Source organism: Carboxylicivirga linearis (assembly GCF_018271995.1).
GTDB classification, from domain to species: domain Bacteria; phylum Bacteroidota; class Bacteroidia; order Bacteroidales; family Marinilabiliaceae; genus Carboxylicivirga; species Carboxylicivirga linearis.
Window position 1 is genome coordinate 1 of the sequence record NZ_JAGUCO010000015.1, and the last position, 19,719, is coordinate 19,719.

Below are 19,719 nucleotides of genomic sequence, written 5' to 3' on the forward strand. Positions count from 1 at the left end.
CGATGAGGGAGTCGAACCCCCGACCCCTTGGGTGTAAACCAAGTGCTCTAAACCAACTGAGCTAATCGCCCTGAAATATTATTCAGGTTATTTAAAATTAAACCTCACAGTCACCTTTGACTGATGAGTGGGCGATGAGGGAGTCGAACCCCCGACCCCTTGGGTGTAAACCAAGTGCTCTAAACCAACTGAGCTAATCGCCCTTTATCAAGATCTCTCCTGAAAAGCGATGCAAAAATATATCTCTTTTTTATCACCTCCAAATATTATTGAATGTTTTCCAAGGTGTCAGCAACAATGAATGTGCTTCCTCCGATGAATATCAAATCATTAGCATCTGCTATTTTTTTTGCTTTTTCTAAAGCTTCATGAGGAGTTGGGTAACAATCGCCTTCTAGTTGATGATCTTTTGCCATTATTTGAAGCTTTTCTGATGCTATACTTCTTGGAATAGCAGCTTTAGTGAAATAATAAATGGCATCTTTAGGTAGTTGCGATAACACCTTTGCGTGATCTTTATCGTCCACCATTCCAATTATGAAATGCAAGGTTTTATAAGCAGTGTTTTTTATTTGCTCTACTATTAATTTAATACCTTCGGCATTATGACCTGTGTCACAAACTATCCTTGGATTATATCCAATAGTTTGCCAACGTCCCAGTAGTCCAGTATTTGATACTACATTCTGCAGACCCTTGTAAATATCATCTATTGAAATTGGAAAGCCTTTTTGTTGAAGTGATTCGATTGTGCATAAAGCTGTAACAATATTTTTACGTTGATAATTACCCAATAAATCCAGTTTTAGGTTGGGATATTTTATTTGACCATTTTCAGATATCTGGAAAATTTGTTTTTCGTCAATACTAAATGTAGAGTAAGGTGCTTCCAATTTCTGATCTGCGAATGTAATGGGAGTAGATTTTGATTTTGCCAACTCAATAAATATTGGAGATGTTTCTTCCTGTGTTTGTCCAATAATAACAGGAATGTTCTCCTTGATAATACCTCCTTTTTCAGCTGCAACTTTGGGTAAGGTATCTCCTAAAAAAGTTGTATGGTCCAGTCCTATGTTAGTAATTACAGATAATTCAGGAGAGATGATGTTAGTTGAATCCAATCTTCCGCCCATTCCTACTTCTATTATGGCAATGTCAACTTTCTCATTCTTAAAGTATTCAAAGGCCATTGCAACTGTCATCTCAAAAAAGGAAGGCTCAAGAGTGTTGATAATATCCTGATGGTTTTCCACAAAATCAATTACCGCTTGTTCCGAAATCATTTCACCATTCACTTTTATTCTTTCTCTGAAATCAACTAAGTGAGGGGAAGTGTACAAACCTGTTTTATATCCGGCCTGTTGTAAAACCGAAGCAAGACAATGCGAAACGGATCCCTTCCCATTTGTTCCGGCAACATGTATCGTTTTGTAATTTTTATGTGGATGATTGAAATACTTATCCAGCTCAAGTGTAGTGTGTAAATCAGCTTTGTAAGCTGCTTGACCTACACGTTGATACATCGGTAGTTGACTGAATAAATAGTTCAGCGTTTCTTGATAGCTCTTCATTGTTAATCAAAATTAATAATTCGCAAATGTACATCACGTCGAAATTTCCTTATCTTTAATAGCAACAGAAACCCTTTTTATATGGCTAAAAAAATATTTATTCTCGACACCAATGTTCTTCTTCACGACCACAAATGTATATACAACTTAGAGGAAAATGATATAATCATTCCAATTGTTGTATTGGAAGAATTAGATAAGTTTAAGAAAGGTAATGATTTAATTAATTTTCAAGCTCGCGAATTTGCTCGTGAGATGGATAAAATAGCTGGTGAGAAACTTTTTAAGGATGGAGTTGCTCTTGGAAAAGGTTTAGGTAAGCTTTTTGTAGCAACAGGTAAGCCATTGCCGGAGGAAATGAAAGACTCGTTTAGTGAGCATACCGCTGATCATCGAATTTTAGCTATTGCGCTTCATATTAAATCTAAATTTCCTCGACGTCAATCAATATTGATTACTAAGGATATTAATTTACGCTTGAAGGCGAAATCTCTTGGGCTTAAGTCTGAGGATTATGAAAACGATAAGGTTAAAGATATTGATATACTAAGTCATGGAGTCGAGATTCATGAAAATTTCGATAAAAGTATGATTGAGGCATTGTATACCCATCCGGGAATACCTGAAGTGGAATTTCCTGCCGATGAAGACTTGCCTCCAAATCAATACTTTGTGCTTCGTAATGGCAATCAAAGTGTATTGGCTTTTCATGATAAGGTTTCGGGATTAATTAAAAGAGTAGAAAAACATACTGCCTATGGAATTGAACCGCGAAATGCCGAGCAAACTTTCTCATTGGATGCTTTACTAAATCCTGATATAAAATTAGTATCCTTAACCGGTAAGGCCGGGACTGGTAAAACATTATTGGCTTTGGCCGCTGCAATGCAGCAGTTTCAGATGTATAATCAAATATTATTAGCACGCCCAATAGTGCCTTTGGCAAACCGCGATTTAGGTTTTCTACCTGGCGACGTTAATGAGAAAATTGGTCCGTATATGCAGCCGTTATTTGATAATCTGGGGGTGATAAAAAGTAGATTTAAGCCAACTAGTAAAGAAGTTAATCGGATAGATGAAATGGTGAAGAATGAGCAATTAGTAATTACTCCTTTGGCATATATAAGAGGTAGAAGTTTATCAGATGCCTATTTTATTATTGATGAGGCTCAAAACCTGACGCCTCATGAGGTAAAAACCATAATTACTAGAGCTGGTGAAGGAACTAAGCTTATATTTACCGGAGATGTTCAACAGATTGATTCACCTTATTTGGATATGCAATCGAATGGTTTGGCCTATATGACAGATAAAATGCGTGGTCAGGAGTTATTTGCGCATATAAACCTGGTTAAAGGGGAAAGAAGTTATTTGGCTGAATTAGCATCAAATCTTCTATAGAGAGAATACTAATAAATTATGAAGTTTAGCCCTTAACATTTCTTAAGGGCTAGTTTTTTTTTAGAAAGCCTTTAAATAGCTTACTTTTTCATAATTTTGGCGTCTAAAGTAAGGCAGATGATTGACCAATCGGTTTTTAAAAACAGAAAAGTAGCATTCCATACATTTGGTTGTAAATTAAATTTCAGCGAAACTTCAACCGTTGCAGCAACTATGATGGAAGCTGGGTTTTCAAAGGTTTCACTAACTGAAAAAGCGGATGTTTATGTTTTTAATACTTGCTCAGTTACTGAGTTGGCCGATAAAAAATGTAAGCAGGTAATTCGTAAAGCCATCAAGCAAAATCCTGATGCTTATATTGTCGTGACAGGGTGTTTTGCTCAGTTAAAACCCGAAGATGTTGCCCATATTGAGGGTGTTGATTTGGTGTTGGGATCGGATGAAAAATTCGACATTCTGCAATATATGCATGATGGAAAAAAACATGAGACTACCGAGGTATTTGCCGGAAATATTGGTAAGAATAAGAAGTTTCAACCATCATTTTCTTTTGGTGATCGTACTCGTTGTTTTTTGAAGGTACAGGATGGGTGTGATTATTTTTGTTCGTATTGTACCATACCTTTGGCACGAGGTAGAAGCCGAAGTGATAGTGTGGTTAATACTGTTTTGCAGGCAAAGAAGGCAGCTAAGTCAGGTGCAAAGGAAATTATTTTAACAGGTGTAAATATTGGTGATTTTGGAAAAGGAACGGATGAAACATTTTTTGACTTGATTAAAGCATTGGATAAAGTTGAGGAAATAGATAGATTTCGTATTTCGTCAATTGAACCGAACCTGTTAACGGATGAAATAATTGAATTTGTTGGTCAGTCAAAAAGATTTATGCCACATTTTCATATTCCACTTCAGTCGGGGTGTGATAAAATACTTACGTTGATGAAGCGAAAGTATGACACACAACTTTTTAAGCAGAGGGTTGAAAAAGTAAAATCTGTAATGTCGAATGCCTTTATTGGAGTTGATGTGATAACTGGTGTGAGAGGTGAGTCAGATGAAGATTTTGAAACAACCTATCAGTTTTTAGATAATCTGGATATTACGCAACTACATGTTTTTACGTATTCTGAGCGGCCTAATACTAAGGCTTTAAAAATTGAAGGAGTGGTGCCTATTCATGTTCGAAAAGAGCGTAGTAAGAAACTTCATGAGTTATCTGATCAAAAGACTCTAGCTTTTTATAAGCAGCATGTGGGGACTGAAACGGAGGTGTTGTTCGAGAAATCTGAACACGAAGGCTATATGACAGGGTATACACCTAACTATTTGAAATCAGAAATAAAATATGATTCAGCATTGGTTAATCAAATCGCAAAAGTTAAGTTAAAACATTTGACTTTAAACGATATGGCTATGAGTGTTGAAATGATCAAACCATAATATATGAATTACAAAAATATCTGTGAATCTGTTTGTGAGATTGCTCGATCAACAGGTTTATTTATCAAAGAAGAAAGGCAAAATGCAATCTTAAATATTGAGACCAAAGGAAGTAATGATTTTGTTACACACATCGATAAGGCTTCGGAAAGAAGAATTGTTGATGGTCTTAAAAAGCTTCTTCCGGAAGCTGGTTTTATTGCTGAAGAAGGAACAGAGGATGTTCGTGGTGATAAATTTAATTGGATAATTGATCCGATTGATGGGACAACCAATTTTATTCATGGATTATCTCCTTATGCAGTCAGTATTGCCTTGATGGAAGATGATAAAATGGTTGTTGGTGTGGTTTATGAAGTAGGTCTTGATGAGTGCTTTTATTCGTGGAAAGGAGGGCAAGCTTACTTGAATGGGAAAGTTATTGAAGTGTCAAAGGCACCAACCGTAGCTGATAGTTTGGTTGCAACCGGATTTCCTTATTCTAATTTTAGCAGAATGGATGGATTTAAGGAGTCGCTCGATTATTTTATGATGAATTCCCATGGTTTGCGCCGCTTGGGCTCTGCTGCTACTGATTTAGTTTATGTAGCCTGTGGACGTTTTGAATCTTTCTATGAATATGATTTAAAACCTTGGGATGTAGCTGCCGGAGCTTTTATTGTGGAACAAGCAGGAGGAAAGGTTTGCGATTTTTCAAAAGGTGACAATTACATTTTTGGTCGCGAGATTATTGCAAGTAACAAGGCTACATTCGATGAATTTAGCAACGCTATTTATAAATTGATGGTTAAATAAATGAAGGCTTTTTTTACTAACATTTTCATTGGTATACTATGGGTAGGTAGTTTGTTGCCAATGCGTGTGTTGTATGTTTTTGCTGATTTCTATTATATCCTAATACGTCTGGTAGGTTATCGTCGTAAGGTAATTGAGGAAAACCTAAAATATTCTTTCCCGGAAAAGTCTTTTAAAGAGATTAAAAAGATACGTAATAAGTTTTATCGTCATTTTTGCGATTTGTTTGTTGAGACTACCAAGATTCAAACCATGAGTGAGGCTGAAATGAAGAAAAGAGTTAAGTATAATAACTTGGAGTTTATTGATAAAGCTTATGATGAGGGGAAAGATGTTGTTGCAGTAATGGCGCATTATAATAACTGGGAGTGGGTTCCAAGTATTAACTTACATTGTAAAGCCTTAGGGTGTGATGTTTATCGTCCTTTAAAAAATAAGCAGTTTGATGCTTATATGTTGAAACTGAGAGAGCGATGGGGGAATAAAAATTTTACAATGAAAGCAACTTTGAAAGAAGTGGTTAAGTTAAAGAAAGCCAATCAGCGTTTTATACTGGGGTTAATTGCAGATCAAAGTCCAGGAAGAAAAGAAATTCAATATTGGACAAGTTTCTTAAATCAGAATACCCCTGTTCTTACCGGGCCTGAAAAAATTGCGAAGTTAACCAAGTCGCCCGTTGTTTATTTAGACATGCAAAAGGTAAAACGAGGTTATTATGAGGTGAATATTGTTCCTATGGTTGAGGATAGTGAAGTTAGTAGTGGACACGAAATTACCGATAAATATATTCAGTACCTTGAGCAGGTTATAATTAAAAAACCAGAAAACTGGTTGTGGTCACACCGTAGATGGAAATACGTAAACGAAAGAAGAATTAACTAACCTAGCATTGTAACTGATGTCAAAAACTGCTGTTGTAATTTTAAACTGGAATGGAAAAACATTGCTTGAAAAATTCCTTCCGGTTGTTATTAAAAATTCCAATCGTCCGGATGTTGAAATTATTGTGGCAGATAATGCTTCTTCAGATGAAAGTGTTGACTATCTAAAAAATAAATTTCCTGATGTTCAGATAATATCATTAGATAAAAACTATGGTTTTGCCGGAGGATATAATAGAGCACTAAAAAAAGTTGATGCCGATTATTATCTCTTATTAAATAGTGATGTAGCACCTGTTGAAGGCTGGCTCGATCCTTTAATAAAGGCAATGGATACCGATCATAATTTGGCTGCCTGCATGCCTAAAATCAGAGCCTATAATCAACCTGAAAAATTTGAGTACGCGGGTGCTTCTGGTGGATATATGGATGTGTTTGGCTATCCGTTTTGTCGAGGAAGAATTCTAAACGAAATAGAGCAGGACAGAGGTCAGTATAATGATCCTCAATCTGTATTCTGGGCTACTGGTGCTTCCTTAATGATAAGAGCTGATTTGTATCAACAGGCAGGAGGATTGGATGAGTCATTTTTTGCTCATATGGAAGAAATTGATCTTTGTTGGAGGATAAAAAATATGGGTTACAGCATAAAAGTCTTTCCATCATCAGAAGTGCTGCATGTTGGAGGTGCTACCTTAGATCAGCAGCATCCTCGTAAAACGTATCTTAACTTCCGGAACAACCTGCTGATGATGTTAAAGAATTTAAGTGGGAAAAGCATCTTTCCTGTTATTGTTTTCAGAATGATTTTAGACGGAGTAGCCGCATTTCATTTTTTTATTAAAGGTGAGTTTCGTTTTGCTGCAGCTGTATTTAATGCTCATATGTCTTTCTATCGATTACTGCCATCTGCATGGGTAAAGCGAAGACATCAAAAGCATTTAAGGCGAGTTTCAAAACACAAAGAAATATATCCGCAGAGCATTATCTGGGCATTTTATTTTAAAAAAGTGAAGCTGTTTAGTGAATTAAAACATTTTCACTTATAGGAAAGGTAGAAGTTCTTCCAGTTTATTGCTTCTAGATCCCTTAATGAGAATATACGCCTCTTTAGGGGGATTCTGTTTGATAAAATTAATGCAATCATTATTATTTGAAAAATGATTGTAAGATCCATTAATTCCTGAGAACTCATCGCCAATTAGTAAGACCTTTGAAAACTCACAATCGTCAATAGTTTTAATGAGTTTTTTATGTTCCGAAAGAGAGTCGTTTCCTAATTCTTTCATCCCTCCAAGTATAATCCACTTTTTATTTTCCTGAATCTGATTGAAGTTGTCTAACGCAACAGCCATGCTTGATGGATTAGCATTGTACGCATCCATAATAATCCTGTTGTTTTTAGAATTTATGAATTGAGAACGATTATTTGTTGGTTGATAGCTGCTGATTGCATGATTTATTGCCTCAGGGCTAATATTAAAATATCTTCCAATAGCTATTGCCGCATTTATGTTTTCAAGATTATATGCTCCAATCAAATTAGTTGATGTATTATATTCTTTATTTAGTTGTTTATCAGTCCAGTTAATTTTTACAAAAGGTGCAGCATTCGTAAGTTGAACTTCAATATCAGTTTTTCTTCCGAACTCGAACCTCAATTTGTTTTGAGTAGCCATTTCCTGCAGATGCGAATTCTCATGGTTGATAAATATGAGTTTATCATTTTTAGCAGCATAATCATACATCTCCCCTTTGGCTTTTTTTACTCCTTCGAATGAGCCAAATCCTTCAAGGTGTGCTTTTCCTACGTTTGTTATGATGCAGTAATCAGGCTCAGCTATGGCGCATAAAAGTCCTATCTCTCCTATATGATTGGCACCCATTTCTACAATTCCCATTGCCATTTCTTTAGTAAAAGATAAAAGTGTCAGCGGAACTCCAATGTGATTGTTGAAATTACCTTTGGTTGCTTTGGTTTTAAATTTTTCAGAGAGTACCGCATTAATTAATTCCTTAGTGGTGGTTTTACCATTGGTACCTGTTATGGAGATAATAGGGAATGAAAGCTGTCTGCGGTGAAATTGTGCAAGTTCTTGAAGTGTCTTTAATGTGTCTTCAACAATAAATACATTCTTGAGATGTGCAAGATTTGGATTATTAGTGATGGCATATTTTGCTCCTTTTAATAATACCTCCTCTACATATTTATTACCATCAAAGTTTTCTCCCTTGAGAGCGACAAACATAGCTTCATCAGGACAGTTTCTGCTATCTGTAGAAATACCGGTTGAGTCACAAAACGCCTTATATATATCATTTATTTCAGCCATAAACCAAGAATATTTATTTAGCGAAAATAAAAAAAAGAGGTTGACTTATAAAGTCAACCTCTTATATCTATGGAATTATCTGCTATTTTATTTTTTTGTGTTTGACATTGGGCTTCCAACTCGTGTCATAGCACAGCGGAATCCAAGGTCATCACGGCTTTCTCTCTCATCAAGGTAACGACGAGCACCTGGGCTTAGCCAGTAAGCACGATCTCTCCAACCACCGCCTTTATATACTCTTGAACGGTCGCTTACTAAACTTCCTAGGCTACTGTTAGGAGCTCCGGAGTACATATCTCCAGTGCTTGATTCAGATTCAACCCATGAGTCTGCACCTGAAATATTTGTTACTGCATCACCATCTTCAAAGTTTCGGTTATCAGCAGTACGGTAGTTCTTACGGTTCATAATGTCTTTGTCAGTCTCTGCTCTATATCTAATACGACCTAAACTGTCTTTTTCAACAATATAACCTTCTTCGTCAAGAACCTTTTGTTTGAAAACATTACCACGGTAAGGACTAAACTCATCCATGTCTTCGAATGATAATGGACGATAAACGTCAGCTACCCACTCGTTAACATTACCAGCCATACAGTATAAACCGTAATCGTTTGGATAATATGAGTGTACATCAACAGTAATGTCACCACCGTCATTTAAGTCTCCGGCCATACCCATCATATCACCATTACCTCTTACAAAGTTGGCCATCATCTTACCGCGTTCTTTTTTATCGGCATTACGTAAGATATGTCCATCCCAAGGGTAAATACGACGACTTGTCATTCTTTCATCGTAAGAATTACCAATCAAACCTAAGGCTGCATATTCCCATTCAGCTTCGGTTGGGAGGCGGTATTTAGGTAATAACAAACCATCATCCCATCTTACACGACGGCTTTCGTTATTTGGATTAAGGTCTTCCATGGGTCTTTTCCCTTGGATACCTTCGTATTGTCCATATAAGTAGGCTTCCGTATCAAAAACGTTCTCATTTTGTTGGTTTACATCCAATTCAAGAATGCCTTCGTTAACAAGAATCATTTCATTGACTCGGTCGGTACGCCATTTACAATAGTCTTGTGCCTGAATATGGTTAACTCCCACTACTGGATATTCAGCATAAGCAGGGTGACGAAGGTAGTTTTCAACCATTGGCTCATTATAAGCCATTGGACGACGCCATACCAATGTGTCAGGCAATGCTTTTCTGTAAACTTCGGGATAATCAACATAAACACGGTTGATCCAGAATAAATATTCAAGGTAGTCAACATTTCGTACTTCTGTTTCATCCATATAAAACGAAGGTACTGTAACGCGTCGAGGAGCATTGTTCCATTCATAAAGAACATCTTGCTCTACACGTCCCATTATAAAGGTACCTCCTTCAATAAATACAAGGCCTGGTCCGGTTTCTTGCTCGTAGCCGGCTTTGTATTCGAATCCACCATTGTCAGGGGTATTATAGTCCCAACCAGTAGTTGATGAAACACTTTTGTTGCCTTTACCACTTTTGCATGATGAAAAACTAATCATACTTAAAGCAAAAACAGCCAGAATAATTCCGTTTTTAATCCTCATAGCTTATAGTATTGTGATCTAATATTCAACTTTTTATAAAATAAATTAACTCAAAAGTAAAGTTCAATTGCCTTTGTTATACTGCAAAAATAAAAAAAGGTTATACCAATCGAAGGTTTAATGCTTTTTTTTATCTGTAATTTATCAACGAGCAATTTTTCTTAAGTCTAAACGTTAAATATAACAAAATCTTGTGCTGAAAGAGTTATTTTTGCTGCTTTTGTAATTTTTACTCAAAAATGCATTGTGTAAAAATTGCTCAAAGGAACCGCAAGATAAACTTTTAACACATTAGTAACGTTAGTATTACTCATTGAAATTAATATGGTAAGGATAATCACGATAGGATTTATTTGCTTTTTGTTAACTTTTGGATTAGAAGCGCAATCTTTAAAAGAGAATCTAATAATTAATTGGAATACATTTGATGAGTCACAATCATACATGAGCTTTTCAAATCAGGCAGGAGAAACTGAAGAAGGGCTTCCATTAATGTTATGGCAATATCCTATAGAAAATAATTATGTTTCAATTGATGATATAGAGGTTTTTGTAACCCCAAAAGAAAAGCAAGCCTTGAGTTCAAAAGAGACATTATTGATAAAGGATGTTGATTTGAATTCGGTTAAGTTAATTGAAAAGGATATTGTTACTATTCGTAAGAAAAAGTTTCTTGAAGTAAGTATAGTTCCACTTGCGTATGATGAACAACTTCAAGTATATAATAGAATTACCAAGCTACAGTTACAAATCAATATTCCTGATAAAGATAGTTCTAATTCTACTTTAAAATCGTCAATAAACAAAACGGTTACATCTAATTCAGTACTTAGTAGCGGGAGGTGGATTAAAGTTTCAATAAGTGAATCCGGGGTGCATAAAATACCTTATTCTACATTAACTACTTGGGGATTTAGTAGTGGTCAGAATGTAAAAGTTTTTGGGAACGGAGGAAATATGTTACCCAAAAGCAATAGTACTGACAGATATGATGATTTACAAGAGAATGCTGTAATGCATTATAATAATGCTATTTATTTTTATGCTCAGGGACCAACAACCTGGAAATATGATGGTCAGCGGGATATGTTTGTGCATCAAATACATGATTATACCGATGAGGCATACTATTTTTTAACTGAAGATGTTGGAGTAGGGAAAACGGTTCAGACAACATCTGATATGTATGACTCATTTACTAACGAGACTGATGAGTACGATAGTTATACTTATTATGAGTTGGAACTATACAATTTAATTCACTCTGGTCGTACATGGTATGGAGAAAGAATAGAAGTTGGCAGGCTGCAAAATTATGATTTTAAATTTTCTAATTTAAACACAGAAAAGCCACTCAAGCTTTTAACTAGTGTCATTGGTCGTTCTAATACGGGAGCTATCCTAAAAACTTTTATTAATGGTTCAGGTAATCCATTACAAGAAATAACTATCCCATCTGTTGATTACAGTACGACAACAGGTAGTTGGGCTAATTCAGGAATTGCACAGTCATCTTTTTATAGTAATGGAAGTGATGTAAGTGTTGGTTTACTGTTTAATACTTCAGCTAATGGAGCGTTTGGTAATCTTAATTACCTTACTTTAAACGCAAAGGAGTATTTAACACTAAATAATCAACTGGAATTTAGAAATAAAGATGTTGTTGGAGAAGGGAATGTAACCAGGTTTTACTTGGATAATACCAATAGTAACACAGTATTGTGGGATATAACTGATCATATTGATCCTGTCAAGATTGAACTTGAAAGTTATGGTAATAAAAAAGGTTTCACTGCTTCAACTGACAAATTAAAGGAATTTATAGTGTTTGATCCATTGGCTAGTTTACCACAACCTTCTATGGTTGAAGAAGTGGCGAATCAGGATTTACATAGTGTATCTGTTCCTGATATGTTGATTGTTGTTCATCCATTGTTTAAAGAGCAAGCAAATCGTTTGGCAGAACTGCATAATCAGAATTCAGGATTGGAATGCTTAATTGTAGAGCCTCAACAAATTTATAATGAGTTCTCATCGGGACAACCTGATGTTAGTGCCATAAGAGATTTTGCTAGGTTCTTATATCAGAAGGATGATAAATTCAAGTATTTATTACTATTTGGAAATGGTTCCTACGATAATAAAAGTAACGATGAAGATAATACTAACTTCATTCTTACATATCAATCTGAAAATTCAACTAATATTACCAATTCATACACTTCAGATGATTTCTTTGGTTTTTTAGATGAAGGAGAAGGAGGTGGTTCGATACAAAAGTATAAATTAGACATAGGTATTGGGCGATTCCCTGTGAACTCTCAAGAGCAGGCAAAAATAGTTGTAGATAAAATAGAGAACTACCTGTTTAATCCTCTGTATAGTAATTGGAAGTCAACTTTAACTTTTGTGGGAGATGATGGAGACAATAATCTTCATATGCGGCAAGCTGAATCGCTTACTCAAAAAGTGATGAATGAACACCCAGAATTTGATATTACAAAGATTTATTTAGATGCTTATAAAAAAGAAACAAATATATCCGGAGGTGCATATCCTGATGTGAATATAGCTATACAGGAAGCGCTCAATCAGGGGACTTTAATATTTAACTATACAGGTCATGGTGGCGAAAATCAGCTGGCTCATGAAAATATACTAGATAGAACGGATATTGAAAAACTAACAAATACCAACCGACTTCCATTATTTGTAACAGCAACATGTGAGTTTAGTCGGTATGATAAAAAAGATCTTACAGAAGGATCGGCAGGTGAGAAAGTGATAGTAACACCCAATGGAGGTGGAATAGGATTGCTTACAACAACAAGGGTAGCGTGGTCATCTTCAAATTTTAACCTTAATAATAATCTTTATAATTACATCTTTGAAAAAGATACAAACGGGGAGAAGCTTAGGTTAGGAGATATCATAAGAGAAACAAAGAATGCTTCAAGTACAACTATTAATAAGCTGAATTTTACTTTGCTGGGAGACCCCGCTTTGCGATTGAATTATCCTGTTAATAGTATCTCAATTGATAAAATAAATGGGGAATCAGATCCTGCTAAACAAGATACATTAAAGGCTCTTGATTTAATTGAAATAGAGGGGGTAATTGCTGATGGGAATAGTTCCATGTTTGAAGATGGATTAGTTGAAGTGAAGGTGTTTGATAAGCCGGTTACTGTTGCAACATTAGGAAACGGAGGGATGGTGCCTTTCGAATATGAATTATACCAGAATAGAATTTATAGAGGAGATGTAAATGTAAATAATGATCATTTTTCTGTATCCTTCATGGTTCCTAAAGATATACGCTATAATGTTGGAAATGGAAGAATAAGTTTTTACGGCTCTGATGCGAATCAGGTAGAGGCATTTGGTGCAAATAATAATATTAAAGTGGGTAGTATTACCAATAATCCACCAGATGATAATGAAGGGCCTGAAATTACTGCATGGTTAAATTCAGAAGGATTTAAAAATGGAGATGTTACAGGAACAAGCCCCATACTTACGGCTCATTTTTTCGATGAAAGTGGTATTAATACAAGTGGTGTAGGAATTGGTCATGATATTACCTTAACAATAGATGATGATCGATCAAAGTCAATAGTTTTGAATGATTATTATGTGTCGGAGACTGGTGATTATCAAAGAGGAAGTTTGTCTTACCAATTACCAACTCTGGAATCCGGAAAACATGTTCTTCAGTTAAAAGCATGGGATAATGTTAATAATTCATCAACCATTGAATTAGAATTTAGGGTTGAAATTACAGGTGAGTTGAAAATTGATAATGTTCAGGTTGAACCAAACCCGGTGGCCTCCGGTGAGACAGTTAAAGTGTCATTTGATCATGATGCTCCTAATTCAATTTTAGAAACAACTTTAAGGCTTTATGATCTAAGTGGTCGATTGATTGATGTACTAAAACAGCAGAATATATCAGTTGGGGGTGCGGTTACTCCATTTGACTATAAGATTCCGTCCGGCCTTCAGCGGGGAGTGTATATCTTGCACGGAGAATTTAACACAGATGATGGTCAACAAGGCGTATTTTCAAAAAAAATATTAGTAATTAAATAATAATTGGAAAAAATTATAGTTACATCTATATCACTTTGGGGAAAACTGGTGTAAATTTGAACTTTCAAAAATGTATAATAAAATAAGTATGAAAAGGAAATTATTAAAGATTGGTGTTTTATCAGTAATCCTGTCTTTAAACTTTATATTCACTAAGGCGCAAACAACTACTCAAACAGCTGTTCCATTCTTAAATATCAATCCGGAATCAAGAGCCGGAGGTATGGGAGATGTTGGTGCTGCTACATCACCGGATATGAACTCTCAGCATCTGAATCCTGCAAAATATGCTTTTATTGAGAGCAGTATGGGGGTGTCTCTGTCATTTACGCCTTGGTTAAGACAGTTAGTAAATGATATTAACATGTCCTATTTATCATTTCATTATAGACTTGATAAAATGCAGACAGTTAGTGCGTCGTTAAGGTATTTTTCTTTGGGGCAAATTACTTTTACCGGAGCCGATGGTACGGCACAATACACGGGTAATCCCAATGAGTTTGCTTTAGATGCTGCCTATTCAAGAGTGTTGTCTGAAAAATTTTCAGGAGCAGTAGCTTTTAGATATATCCGATCTGATTTAACCAACGGTTATGGAGATAACGGAGCATTGCAAGCAGGAAACGCTTTTGCAGCCGATGTTGCTTTTTACTTTGTAAATCCAATGCGAATCAATCGTAATGATGCCGAATTTAGTGCTGGTATTAATATTTCTAATATTGGTTCCAGAATTAGTTACGATAATGTTAATAAAGAATATATTCCAACTAATCTTAAGTTAGGAGTTGGATTTGCAATGGATATGGACAAGTATAATTCTATTTCATTTGCTTTTGATGCCAATAGATTACTGGTTCCTTACACTCAGGTTGATGATGAAGGGGTTTCATATGCTACAGCCGATGGTTTGAAAGGTGAATTGCAGAAGATAACCATGTCACTTGGGGCAGAATATTGGTATGATAAACAATTTGCTTTACGTGCCGGATATTTCCATGAGGATGAGAGTCAGGGGAATAGGAAGTTTGCATCAGCGGGAGGAGGTTTGAAATTTAATATGTTTCAACTTGATTTCTCTTACCTGATACCAATGGTGGCAAATAATCCATTAGCTAATACCATGCGTTTCTCTCTGTCATTTGATTTAAGTGAAATGAATGGTGGTAAGTCAAAAAAGCGTAGAAGATAATTGACTAAAATGAAAATACGTGTTGGTTTTGGTTACGACGTCCACAAGTTGGGGGAAGGCGAAGAGTTGTGGATCGGAGGTATTCAAATCGATCATATAAAAGGAAGTATAGGTCATTCAGATGGTGATGTTTTAATACACGCCATCTGTGATGCTTTATTAGGCGCTGCAAATTTACGCGATATTGGTTATCATTTTCCCGATAACGATCCGTCGTTAAAAGGAATTGATAGTAAGATTCTTTTAAGAAAAACAATAGATTTGATTACCAATAAGGGTTTTACAATAGGAAATATTGATTCAACCATAGCCTTGCAAAAGCCTAAATTGAAAGATGTGATACCAACTATGCAAAAGGTATTAGCAGATACCATGGCTATTGATATTGAGGATGTAGCAATTAAGGCTACTACCACCGAGAAGTTGGGATTTGTTGGTACCGAAGCTGGTATTGCTGCTTACGCTACGGTATTAATTTCAAAGCATTAAGTTATGAATGAGGTTGAAAAGTTAATTCAGGAAAAGGATGCATTAGTTCTTTATTTTTCTCACGATGCATGTAATGTGTGTAAGGTGCTAAAACCAAAAGTAAAAGAATTGATTACTGAAAAATATTCCAAATGTGAATTTGCGTACGTTAATACCGTTGAACAACCAGAAGTAGCTGCTAACTTTCAAGTTTTTGCTGTGCCAACCGTTCTTATTTATTTCCAAGGTAAAGAATATTACAGGTTCAGCCGAAATATAGGTTTAGGACAAATAGATGAGGCAATAGCCCGACCTTATCAACTTTTATTTTAACATTTACCCCTTCTTCAAGGCAATAATAAAGGGCAACTGTCGTTTTCTCCTTTGTAATAATTGTTTATTTTTGATTTTTCTAAACACTGGAGTTAATGCCCTTTTTGTCGAAAACTTACCGAAAAATTGCTTTTCTCTTAATTGCATTCGTTTTATTCTCCTGTGCTGGAGGAAAGAAGATGGGTAATGCCAATAAAGCTTATCTAATAGGTGAGTATGATCGGGCTGCCAAGCAATTCAAAAAAGCTTACCGTAAAGAAAAGAATAGATACACCAGAGGTGAAATTTCATTTTATTTAGGTAATTGTTATCGAATTACTAATAAGCCTAGTAAGGCTGCCAGTAGTTACAGAAGAAGTGTTCGTTATAAATATGAGAATATAGAAGCGGAATTATACTTGGCAGAGTGTTACTTAGCTTCAGGTAAGTTGGATGACGCTGAAGAAGCTTTTAAAAGTTACTTAGATAAAAAGGCATTAGACCGAAGAGCACAGAATGGTTTGAGTTCCATCCGGCTGATACGTACCGACTCAATAAAAACACGGTATCAGGTGGAGAAAATAAAAGATATTAGTACTACAAGATATAGTGATTTCTCTCCTGGTTACGCCAGTAGCGAGTTTGATCAGGTTTATTTTTCATCGATGCGAACAGAAAAGAAATCCAGAAAAAGAAGCCGTATTACAGGGCAGGGTGCTTCTAATATTTATATGTCAAGAATTGATGCTAAAGGCGACTGGATAGATCCCGAACCTTTGGATGAAACCATCAATACTGAGTATGATGAAGGTTCTGCTACTATGTCATCAGATGGCAAAACAATGTATTTTACCCGCTGTCCATATAATAATGAAGAGGCGCTAACTGCTCAAATGTTTGAAGTGAGTCGTTCGGGTGGTAAATGGGGCGAGCCTACTCAAATAGCTATTGGAGGAGATAGTCTGTTAGTTGCTCATCCTGCTATTTCTCCTGATGGAAATTCCTTGTATTTTGTTAGTGACATGCCAGGCGGTGAAGGAAGTAAGGATATTTGGAAGGCAGAAAAAGGTGGTGAAAGTGGTTGGAATGAACCGGTTAACCTTGGAAACGTTATTAATACACCTGGTGATGAAATGTTTCCCTATGTTAGGGAGGACGGAAGTTTGTACTTTGCCTCTAATGGTCATGTTGGTTATGGTGGTTTAGATATTTATCGTGCGGTTTATGACGAAGAAGCAGGCTATTATAGAGTAACTAATTTAGGAAGCCCGATAAATAGCGAAAGCGATGATTTTGGTATTGTGTTTAAAGGAATGGAAGAAGAGGGGATGTTTAGTTCTTCGCGGGGAAGTTCTAAGGGAATTGATAATATCTATTCATTTATTCTGCCAAAATTAGAGTTTAGCATGAGGGGGAAGGTCATGCATCAGTCAGAAGATACTCCTTTAAGCGAATCATATGTGCGACTAATAGGAACCGATGGTACCAATATTAAGCTCAATGTTAAAGATGATGGATCGTTTGGTTTTCAACTAAAAAAACAAACGGACTATGTGTTTATGGTAGCATCAAAAGGATTCTTTAACTACAAGCATAAGTTTAGTACCATTGGTTTGAGTGATAATAAGGTATTTGAGTTTGAAGTGCCTATGATGCCTATGGAAGATGCAATTATATTTCAGAATATATACTTCGAGAAAGGAGCCTCTGAGTTAAATAATGATTCCAGACAAGAATTAGACCGTTTAGCTGCCATATTAGAGGTTAATCAGAATATTGTATTGGATATAGCTGCTCATGCTTCTGGTGAAGGCAATGAAACGGAATCGATTGTTTTAAGCCAAAAAAGGGCAGAAGAAGTGATGCAATATTTGCTTGCAAAAGGTGTAAAGACTCAACGTTTATCAGCTAAAGGATACGGAGATAGTGAGCCTGTGGAGGTGGATAGTAAATTGGCAAATAAGTACGATTTTCTGACAGAAGGAACCGTTTTGACGGAGAGTAATATCAATAGAATCAGAGGTGCATCCAACAAACGTGAAGCTCATAAGATTAACCGCAGAATTGAGTTTAAGATAAAGAAAGAAGAGGAATCAGAATAATTGTTTTATCCATTGAATTATTGGATTGGCCAGAAATGCCAGTGCAAAGGTCCATGCAATAATTCCAATTATCAGATAAAAAAGAAATTTCTTTCTTTCTGTTAATATCAGCATACCTAACAAAAGAGATAAAATTGGGCCGATTAAACCGGTAACCATTAACCCAAGTGTTGCTACCCCATATTTATCCATCCAAGCAGTAAACTTCTTTTTGCGGGTTTCCAGTTTCTTTTGCCCAAATCGGTGAATTAACCAATTCCGGAATTTATCACCAGCAAAAAACAGTATTAAAATTAAAGAAATAGATCCTGATGAAGTACATATAGCAGACGTAAATGGACTTAATCCTAATGCAAGACCAAGTGGTACACCTTTATAGATACCTGTAGCTCCGGTGATATAAACAGCAAAATATTTAGCTAATTCTTCCATTTTTGATTTTGAGGCTGCGAAAATAATAATATTAGCTAAGCTATAAAAGTGAATACATATATCAATAGGTAGTTAGTTTGTAGCTTTATGATGATTGAATTTTCTTTGCCATTCTTTGGGCGATAAAACTAATAACTACAAGCTGAAAGGCATGGTATATCATAATGGGAAGTAGCATCAATCCCTGGCTGGCCATTCCTTTGAATAATACACTCGACATAACTGTTCCGTGTACCAACGATTTTTTAGAACCACAAAAAAGAGCTGTAATACGATCTTTTCTATTGAGGTTTATCCACTTGCTGGTTAGGTGAATACTTGTATAAACAAGAGCAAATAAAGTAATTACAGCAGTTGCAATGATGAATAATTGAATCCAGGGAATGGTTTCGAAGAGGTTATTGTTAAAAGATTTAGAAAAACTTTTATAGACAATGAGTAGAATAATAGCCTTATCAAATATGGCTAGTTGCTTACTGTGCTTTTGAGCTAATCTTCCCCATATACGATTCAATAAAAGGCCAAAAATTACCGGAAGTACTATTTTAAGGAAAAGACTAAAGAGTATGCCTGATAATTCAAAGTCGATATTGGTTGTGCTAATAAATAAGCCAATCCAAAGAGGTGTTACAAATATACCTATCAAGCCTGATAAACTGGCATTAAAAATAGCAGGCGGAATATTGCCTTTGGCCATAGCAACCATCACAACTGATGATGATACTGTTGAAGGTAAGGTTGCCAGAAAGAATATAGCCAACCATATTAATTTTGAATCTTTTACAAAAGGAAAAAAGGCTATAACCAAAAGTGGGAAAAGTATAAAAGTGGATGCTTGCACTATTATGTGCACCTTGATGTTATTCATTCCTTTTCGCATTTCTGCCGGACTAAGCTTCAATCCATATAAGAAAAATATAAGTGCTATCCCAATTTCCGAAAGATTGTCTAATGAAAACCACCCATCGTACAAAGCCGGATTTGGGTATTTCCAACCTAATGCAATCATAAATAGTAAAGCAATAATAAATGGGTCGATTAACTTTTTCATTTTATGGTTTTGGTAAATATAAGCTTTCATTTTTGAAGAGAAACAGTTTGCATGCTAACACTCTA

The 19,719-nt window shown here is 35.7% G+C and carries 15 protein-coding genes and 1 tRNA gene; 10 read left to right on the plus strand and 6 right to left on the minus strand.

Annotated features, from left to right (window positions below; all coding sequences use genetic code 11):
- Positions 1-128 precede the first annotated feature (128 nt).
- Together KEM10_RS15850 and KEM10_RS15855 are read right to left on the minus strand one after the other, a co-directional pair.
- Positions 129-203 (minus strand) — tRNA-Val (locus tag KEM10_RS15850).
- Positions 204-266: 63 nt separating this feature from the next.
- Positions 267-1,571, minus strand: a complete 1,305-nt coding sequence (locus KEM10_RS15855; RefSeq protein WP_212217009.1) for a bifunctional folylpolyglutamate synthase/dihydrofolate synthase — start codon at positions 1,569-1,571, stop codon at positions 267-269.
- 81 nt (positions 1,572-1,652) lie between these two features.
- Here KEM10_RS15855 and KEM10_RS15860 point away from each other — a divergent pair, with 81 nt between their 5' ends.
- The 5 genes from KEM10_RS15860 to KEM10_RS15880 all read left to right on the plus strand — a co-directional run bounded on the left by KEM10_RS15860 (position 1,653) and on the right by KEM10_RS15880 (position 7,137).
- Positions 1,653-2,972 carry a PhoH family protein gene (locus tag KEM10_RS15860; RefSeq protein WP_212217010.1) on the plus strand — a complete coding sequence of 440 codons (1,320 nt, stop codon included), beginning with the start codon at positions 1,653-1,655 and terminating at the stop codon, positions 2,970-2,972.
- 117 nt (positions 2,973-3,089) lie between these two features.
- Positions 3,090-4,412, plus strand: a complete 1,323-nt coding sequence (gene mtaB / locus KEM10_RS15865) for a tRNA (N(6)-L-threonylcarbamoyladenosine(37)-C(2))-methylthiotransferase MtaB (protein ID WP_212217011.1) — start codon at positions 3,090-3,092, stop codon at positions 4,410-4,412.
- A gap of 3 nt (positions 4,413-4,415) precedes the next feature.
- Entirely contained in the window at positions 4,416-5,207 is a 792-nt protein-coding gene (locus KEM10_RS15870; RefSeq protein WP_212217012.1) for an inositol monophosphatase family protein, read from the plus strand.
- Positions 5,208-6,089 carry a lysophospholipid acyltransferase family protein gene (locus KEM10_RS15875; protein ID WP_212217013.1) on the plus strand — a complete coding sequence of 294 codons (882 nt, stop codon included), beginning with the start codon at positions 5,208-5,210 and terminating at the stop codon, positions 6,087-6,089.
- Positions 6,090-6,105: 16 nt separating this feature from the next.
- Entirely contained in the window at positions 6,106-7,137 is a 1,032-nt protein-coding gene (locus KEM10_RS15880; protein ID WP_212217014.1) for a glycosyltransferase family 2 protein, read from the plus strand.
- On the opposite strand, the gene KEM10_RS15885 is transcribed toward KEM10_RS15880, so the two are convergent.
- Together KEM10_RS15885 and gldJ are read right to left on the minus strand one after the other, a co-directional pair.
- Entirely contained in the window at positions 7,132-8,421 is a 1,290-nt protein-coding gene (locus KEM10_RS15885) for a UDP-N-acetylmuramoyl-tripeptide--D-alanyl-D-alanine ligase (RefSeq protein ID WP_212217015.1), read from the minus strand. The genes KEM10_RS15880 and KEM10_RS15885 overlap by 6 nt on opposite strands.
- 87 nt (positions 8,422-8,508) lie before the next feature.
- Positions 8,509-10,008 carry a gliding motility lipoprotein GldJ gene (gldJ, locus tag KEM10_RS15890; RefSeq protein ID WP_212217016.1) on the minus strand — a complete coding sequence of 500 codons (1,500 nt, stop codon included), beginning with the start codon at positions 10,006-10,008 and terminating at the stop codon, positions 8,509-8,511.
- Positions 10,009-10,332: 324 nt separating this feature from the next.
- Between gldJ and porU the strand changes: the two genes are divergently transcribed.
- From porU to porE, 5 genes are all read left to right on the plus strand, one after another.
- On the plus strand, positions 10,333-14,100 hold the full coding sequence (gene porU, locus KEM10_RS15895; protein ID WP_212217017.1) for a type IX secretion system sortase PorU: 3,768 nt from the start codon (positions 10,333-10,335) through the stop codon (positions 14,098-14,100).
- Positions 14,101-14,188: 88 nt separating this feature from the next.
- Positions 14,189-15,289 carry a type IX secretion system outer membrane channel protein PorV gene (porV, locus tag KEM10_RS15900; RefSeq protein ID WP_244825933.1) on the plus strand — a complete coding sequence of 367 codons (1,101 nt, stop codon included), beginning with the start codon at positions 14,189-14,191 and terminating at the stop codon, positions 15,287-15,289.
- A 9-nt stretch (positions 15,290-15,298) separates the two neighbouring features.
- Positions 15,299-15,778 (plus strand): 2-C-methyl-D-erythritol 2,4-cyclodiphosphate synthase, encoded by a 480-nt coding sequence (gene ispF, locus KEM10_RS15905; RefSeq protein ID WP_212217019.1) that lies wholly within the window; start codon positions 15,299-15,301, stop codon positions 15,776-15,778.
- A 3-nt stretch (positions 15,779-15,781) separates the two neighbouring features.
- Positions 15,782-16,090, plus strand: a complete 309-nt coding sequence (locus KEM10_RS15910; protein WP_212217020.1) for a thioredoxin family protein — start codon at positions 15,782-15,784, stop codon at positions 16,088-16,090.
- A gap of 95 nt (positions 16,091-16,185) precedes the next feature.
- A complete protein-coding gene (gene porE / locus KEM10_RS15915; RefSeq protein WP_212217021.1) occupies positions 16,186-18,171 on the plus strand; it encodes a PorE family type IX secretion system protein in 1,986 nt (661 codons plus the stop codon).
- On the opposite strand, the gene KEM10_RS15920 is transcribed toward porE, so the two are convergent.
- Positions 18,163-18,603: a hypothetical protein gene (locus tag KEM10_RS15920; protein ID WP_212217022.1), complete on the minus strand. Its 441-nt coding sequence runs from the start codon at positions 18,601-18,603 to the stop codon at positions 18,163-18,165. The genes porE and KEM10_RS15920 overlap by 9 nt on opposite strands.
- Before the next feature lie 85 nt (positions 18,604-18,688).
- Positions 18,689-19,654: a bile acid:sodium symporter family protein gene (locus KEM10_RS15925; protein WP_212217023.1), complete on the minus strand. Its 966-nt coding sequence runs from the start codon at positions 19,652-19,654 to the stop codon at positions 18,689-18,691.
- Positions 19,655-19,719 lie beyond the last annotated feature (65 nt).

Coding starts and splice junctions, on each gene's coding strand:
- KEM10_RS15855 (WP_212217009.1), bottom strand. CDS start 1,571: ATGAAGAGCTATCAAGAAACGCTGAACTATTTATTCAGTCAACTACCG.
- KEM10_RS15860 (WP_212217010.1), top strand. CDS start 1,653: ATGGCTAAAAAAATATTTATTCTCGACACCAATGTTCTTCTTCACGAC.
- mtaB (WP_212217011.1), top strand. CDS start 3,090: ATGATTGACCAATCGGTTTTTAAAAACAGAAAAGTAGCATTCCATACA.
- KEM10_RS15870 (WP_212217012.1), top strand. CDS start 4,416: ATGAATTACAAAAATATCTGTGAATCTGTTTGTGAGATTGCTCGATCA.
- KEM10_RS15875 (WP_212217013.1), top strand. CDS start 5,208: ATGAAGGCTTTTTTTACTAACATTTTCATTGGTATACTATGGGTAGGT.
- KEM10_RS15880 (WP_212217014.1), top strand. CDS start 6,106: ATGTCAAAAACTGCTGTTGTAATTTTAAACTGGAATGGAAAAACATTG.
- KEM10_RS15885 (WP_212217015.1), bottom strand. CDS start 8,421: ATGGCTGAAATAAATGATATATATAAGGCGTTTTGTGACTCAACCGGT.
- gldJ (WP_212217016.1), bottom strand. CDS start 10,008: ATGAGGATTAAAAACGGAATTATTCTGGCTGTTTTTGCTTTAAGTATG.
- porU (WP_212217017.1), top strand. CDS start 10,333: ATGGTAAGGATAATCACGATAGGATTTATTTGCTTTTTGTTAACTTTT.
- porV (WP_244825933.1), top strand. CDS start 14,189: ATGAAAAGGAAATTATTAAAGATTGGTGTTTTATCAGTAATCCTGTCT.
- ispF (WP_212217019.1), top strand. CDS start 15,299: ATGAAAATACGTGTTGGTTTTGGTTACGACGTCCACAAGTTGGGGGAA.
- KEM10_RS15910 (WP_212217020.1), top strand. CDS start 15,782: ATGAATGAGGTTGAAAAGTTAATTCAGGAAAAGGATGCATTAGTTCTT.
- porE (WP_212217021.1), top strand. CDS start 16,186: ATGCCCTTTTTGTCGAAAACTTACCGAAAAATTGCTTTTCTCTTAATT.
- KEM10_RS15920 (WP_212217022.1), bottom strand. CDS start 18,603: ATGGAAGAATTAGCTAAATATTTTGCTGTTTATATCACCGGAGCTACA.
- KEM10_RS15925 (WP_212217023.1), bottom strand. CDS start 19,654: ATGAAAAAGTTAATCGACCCATTTATTATTGCTTTACTATTTATGATT.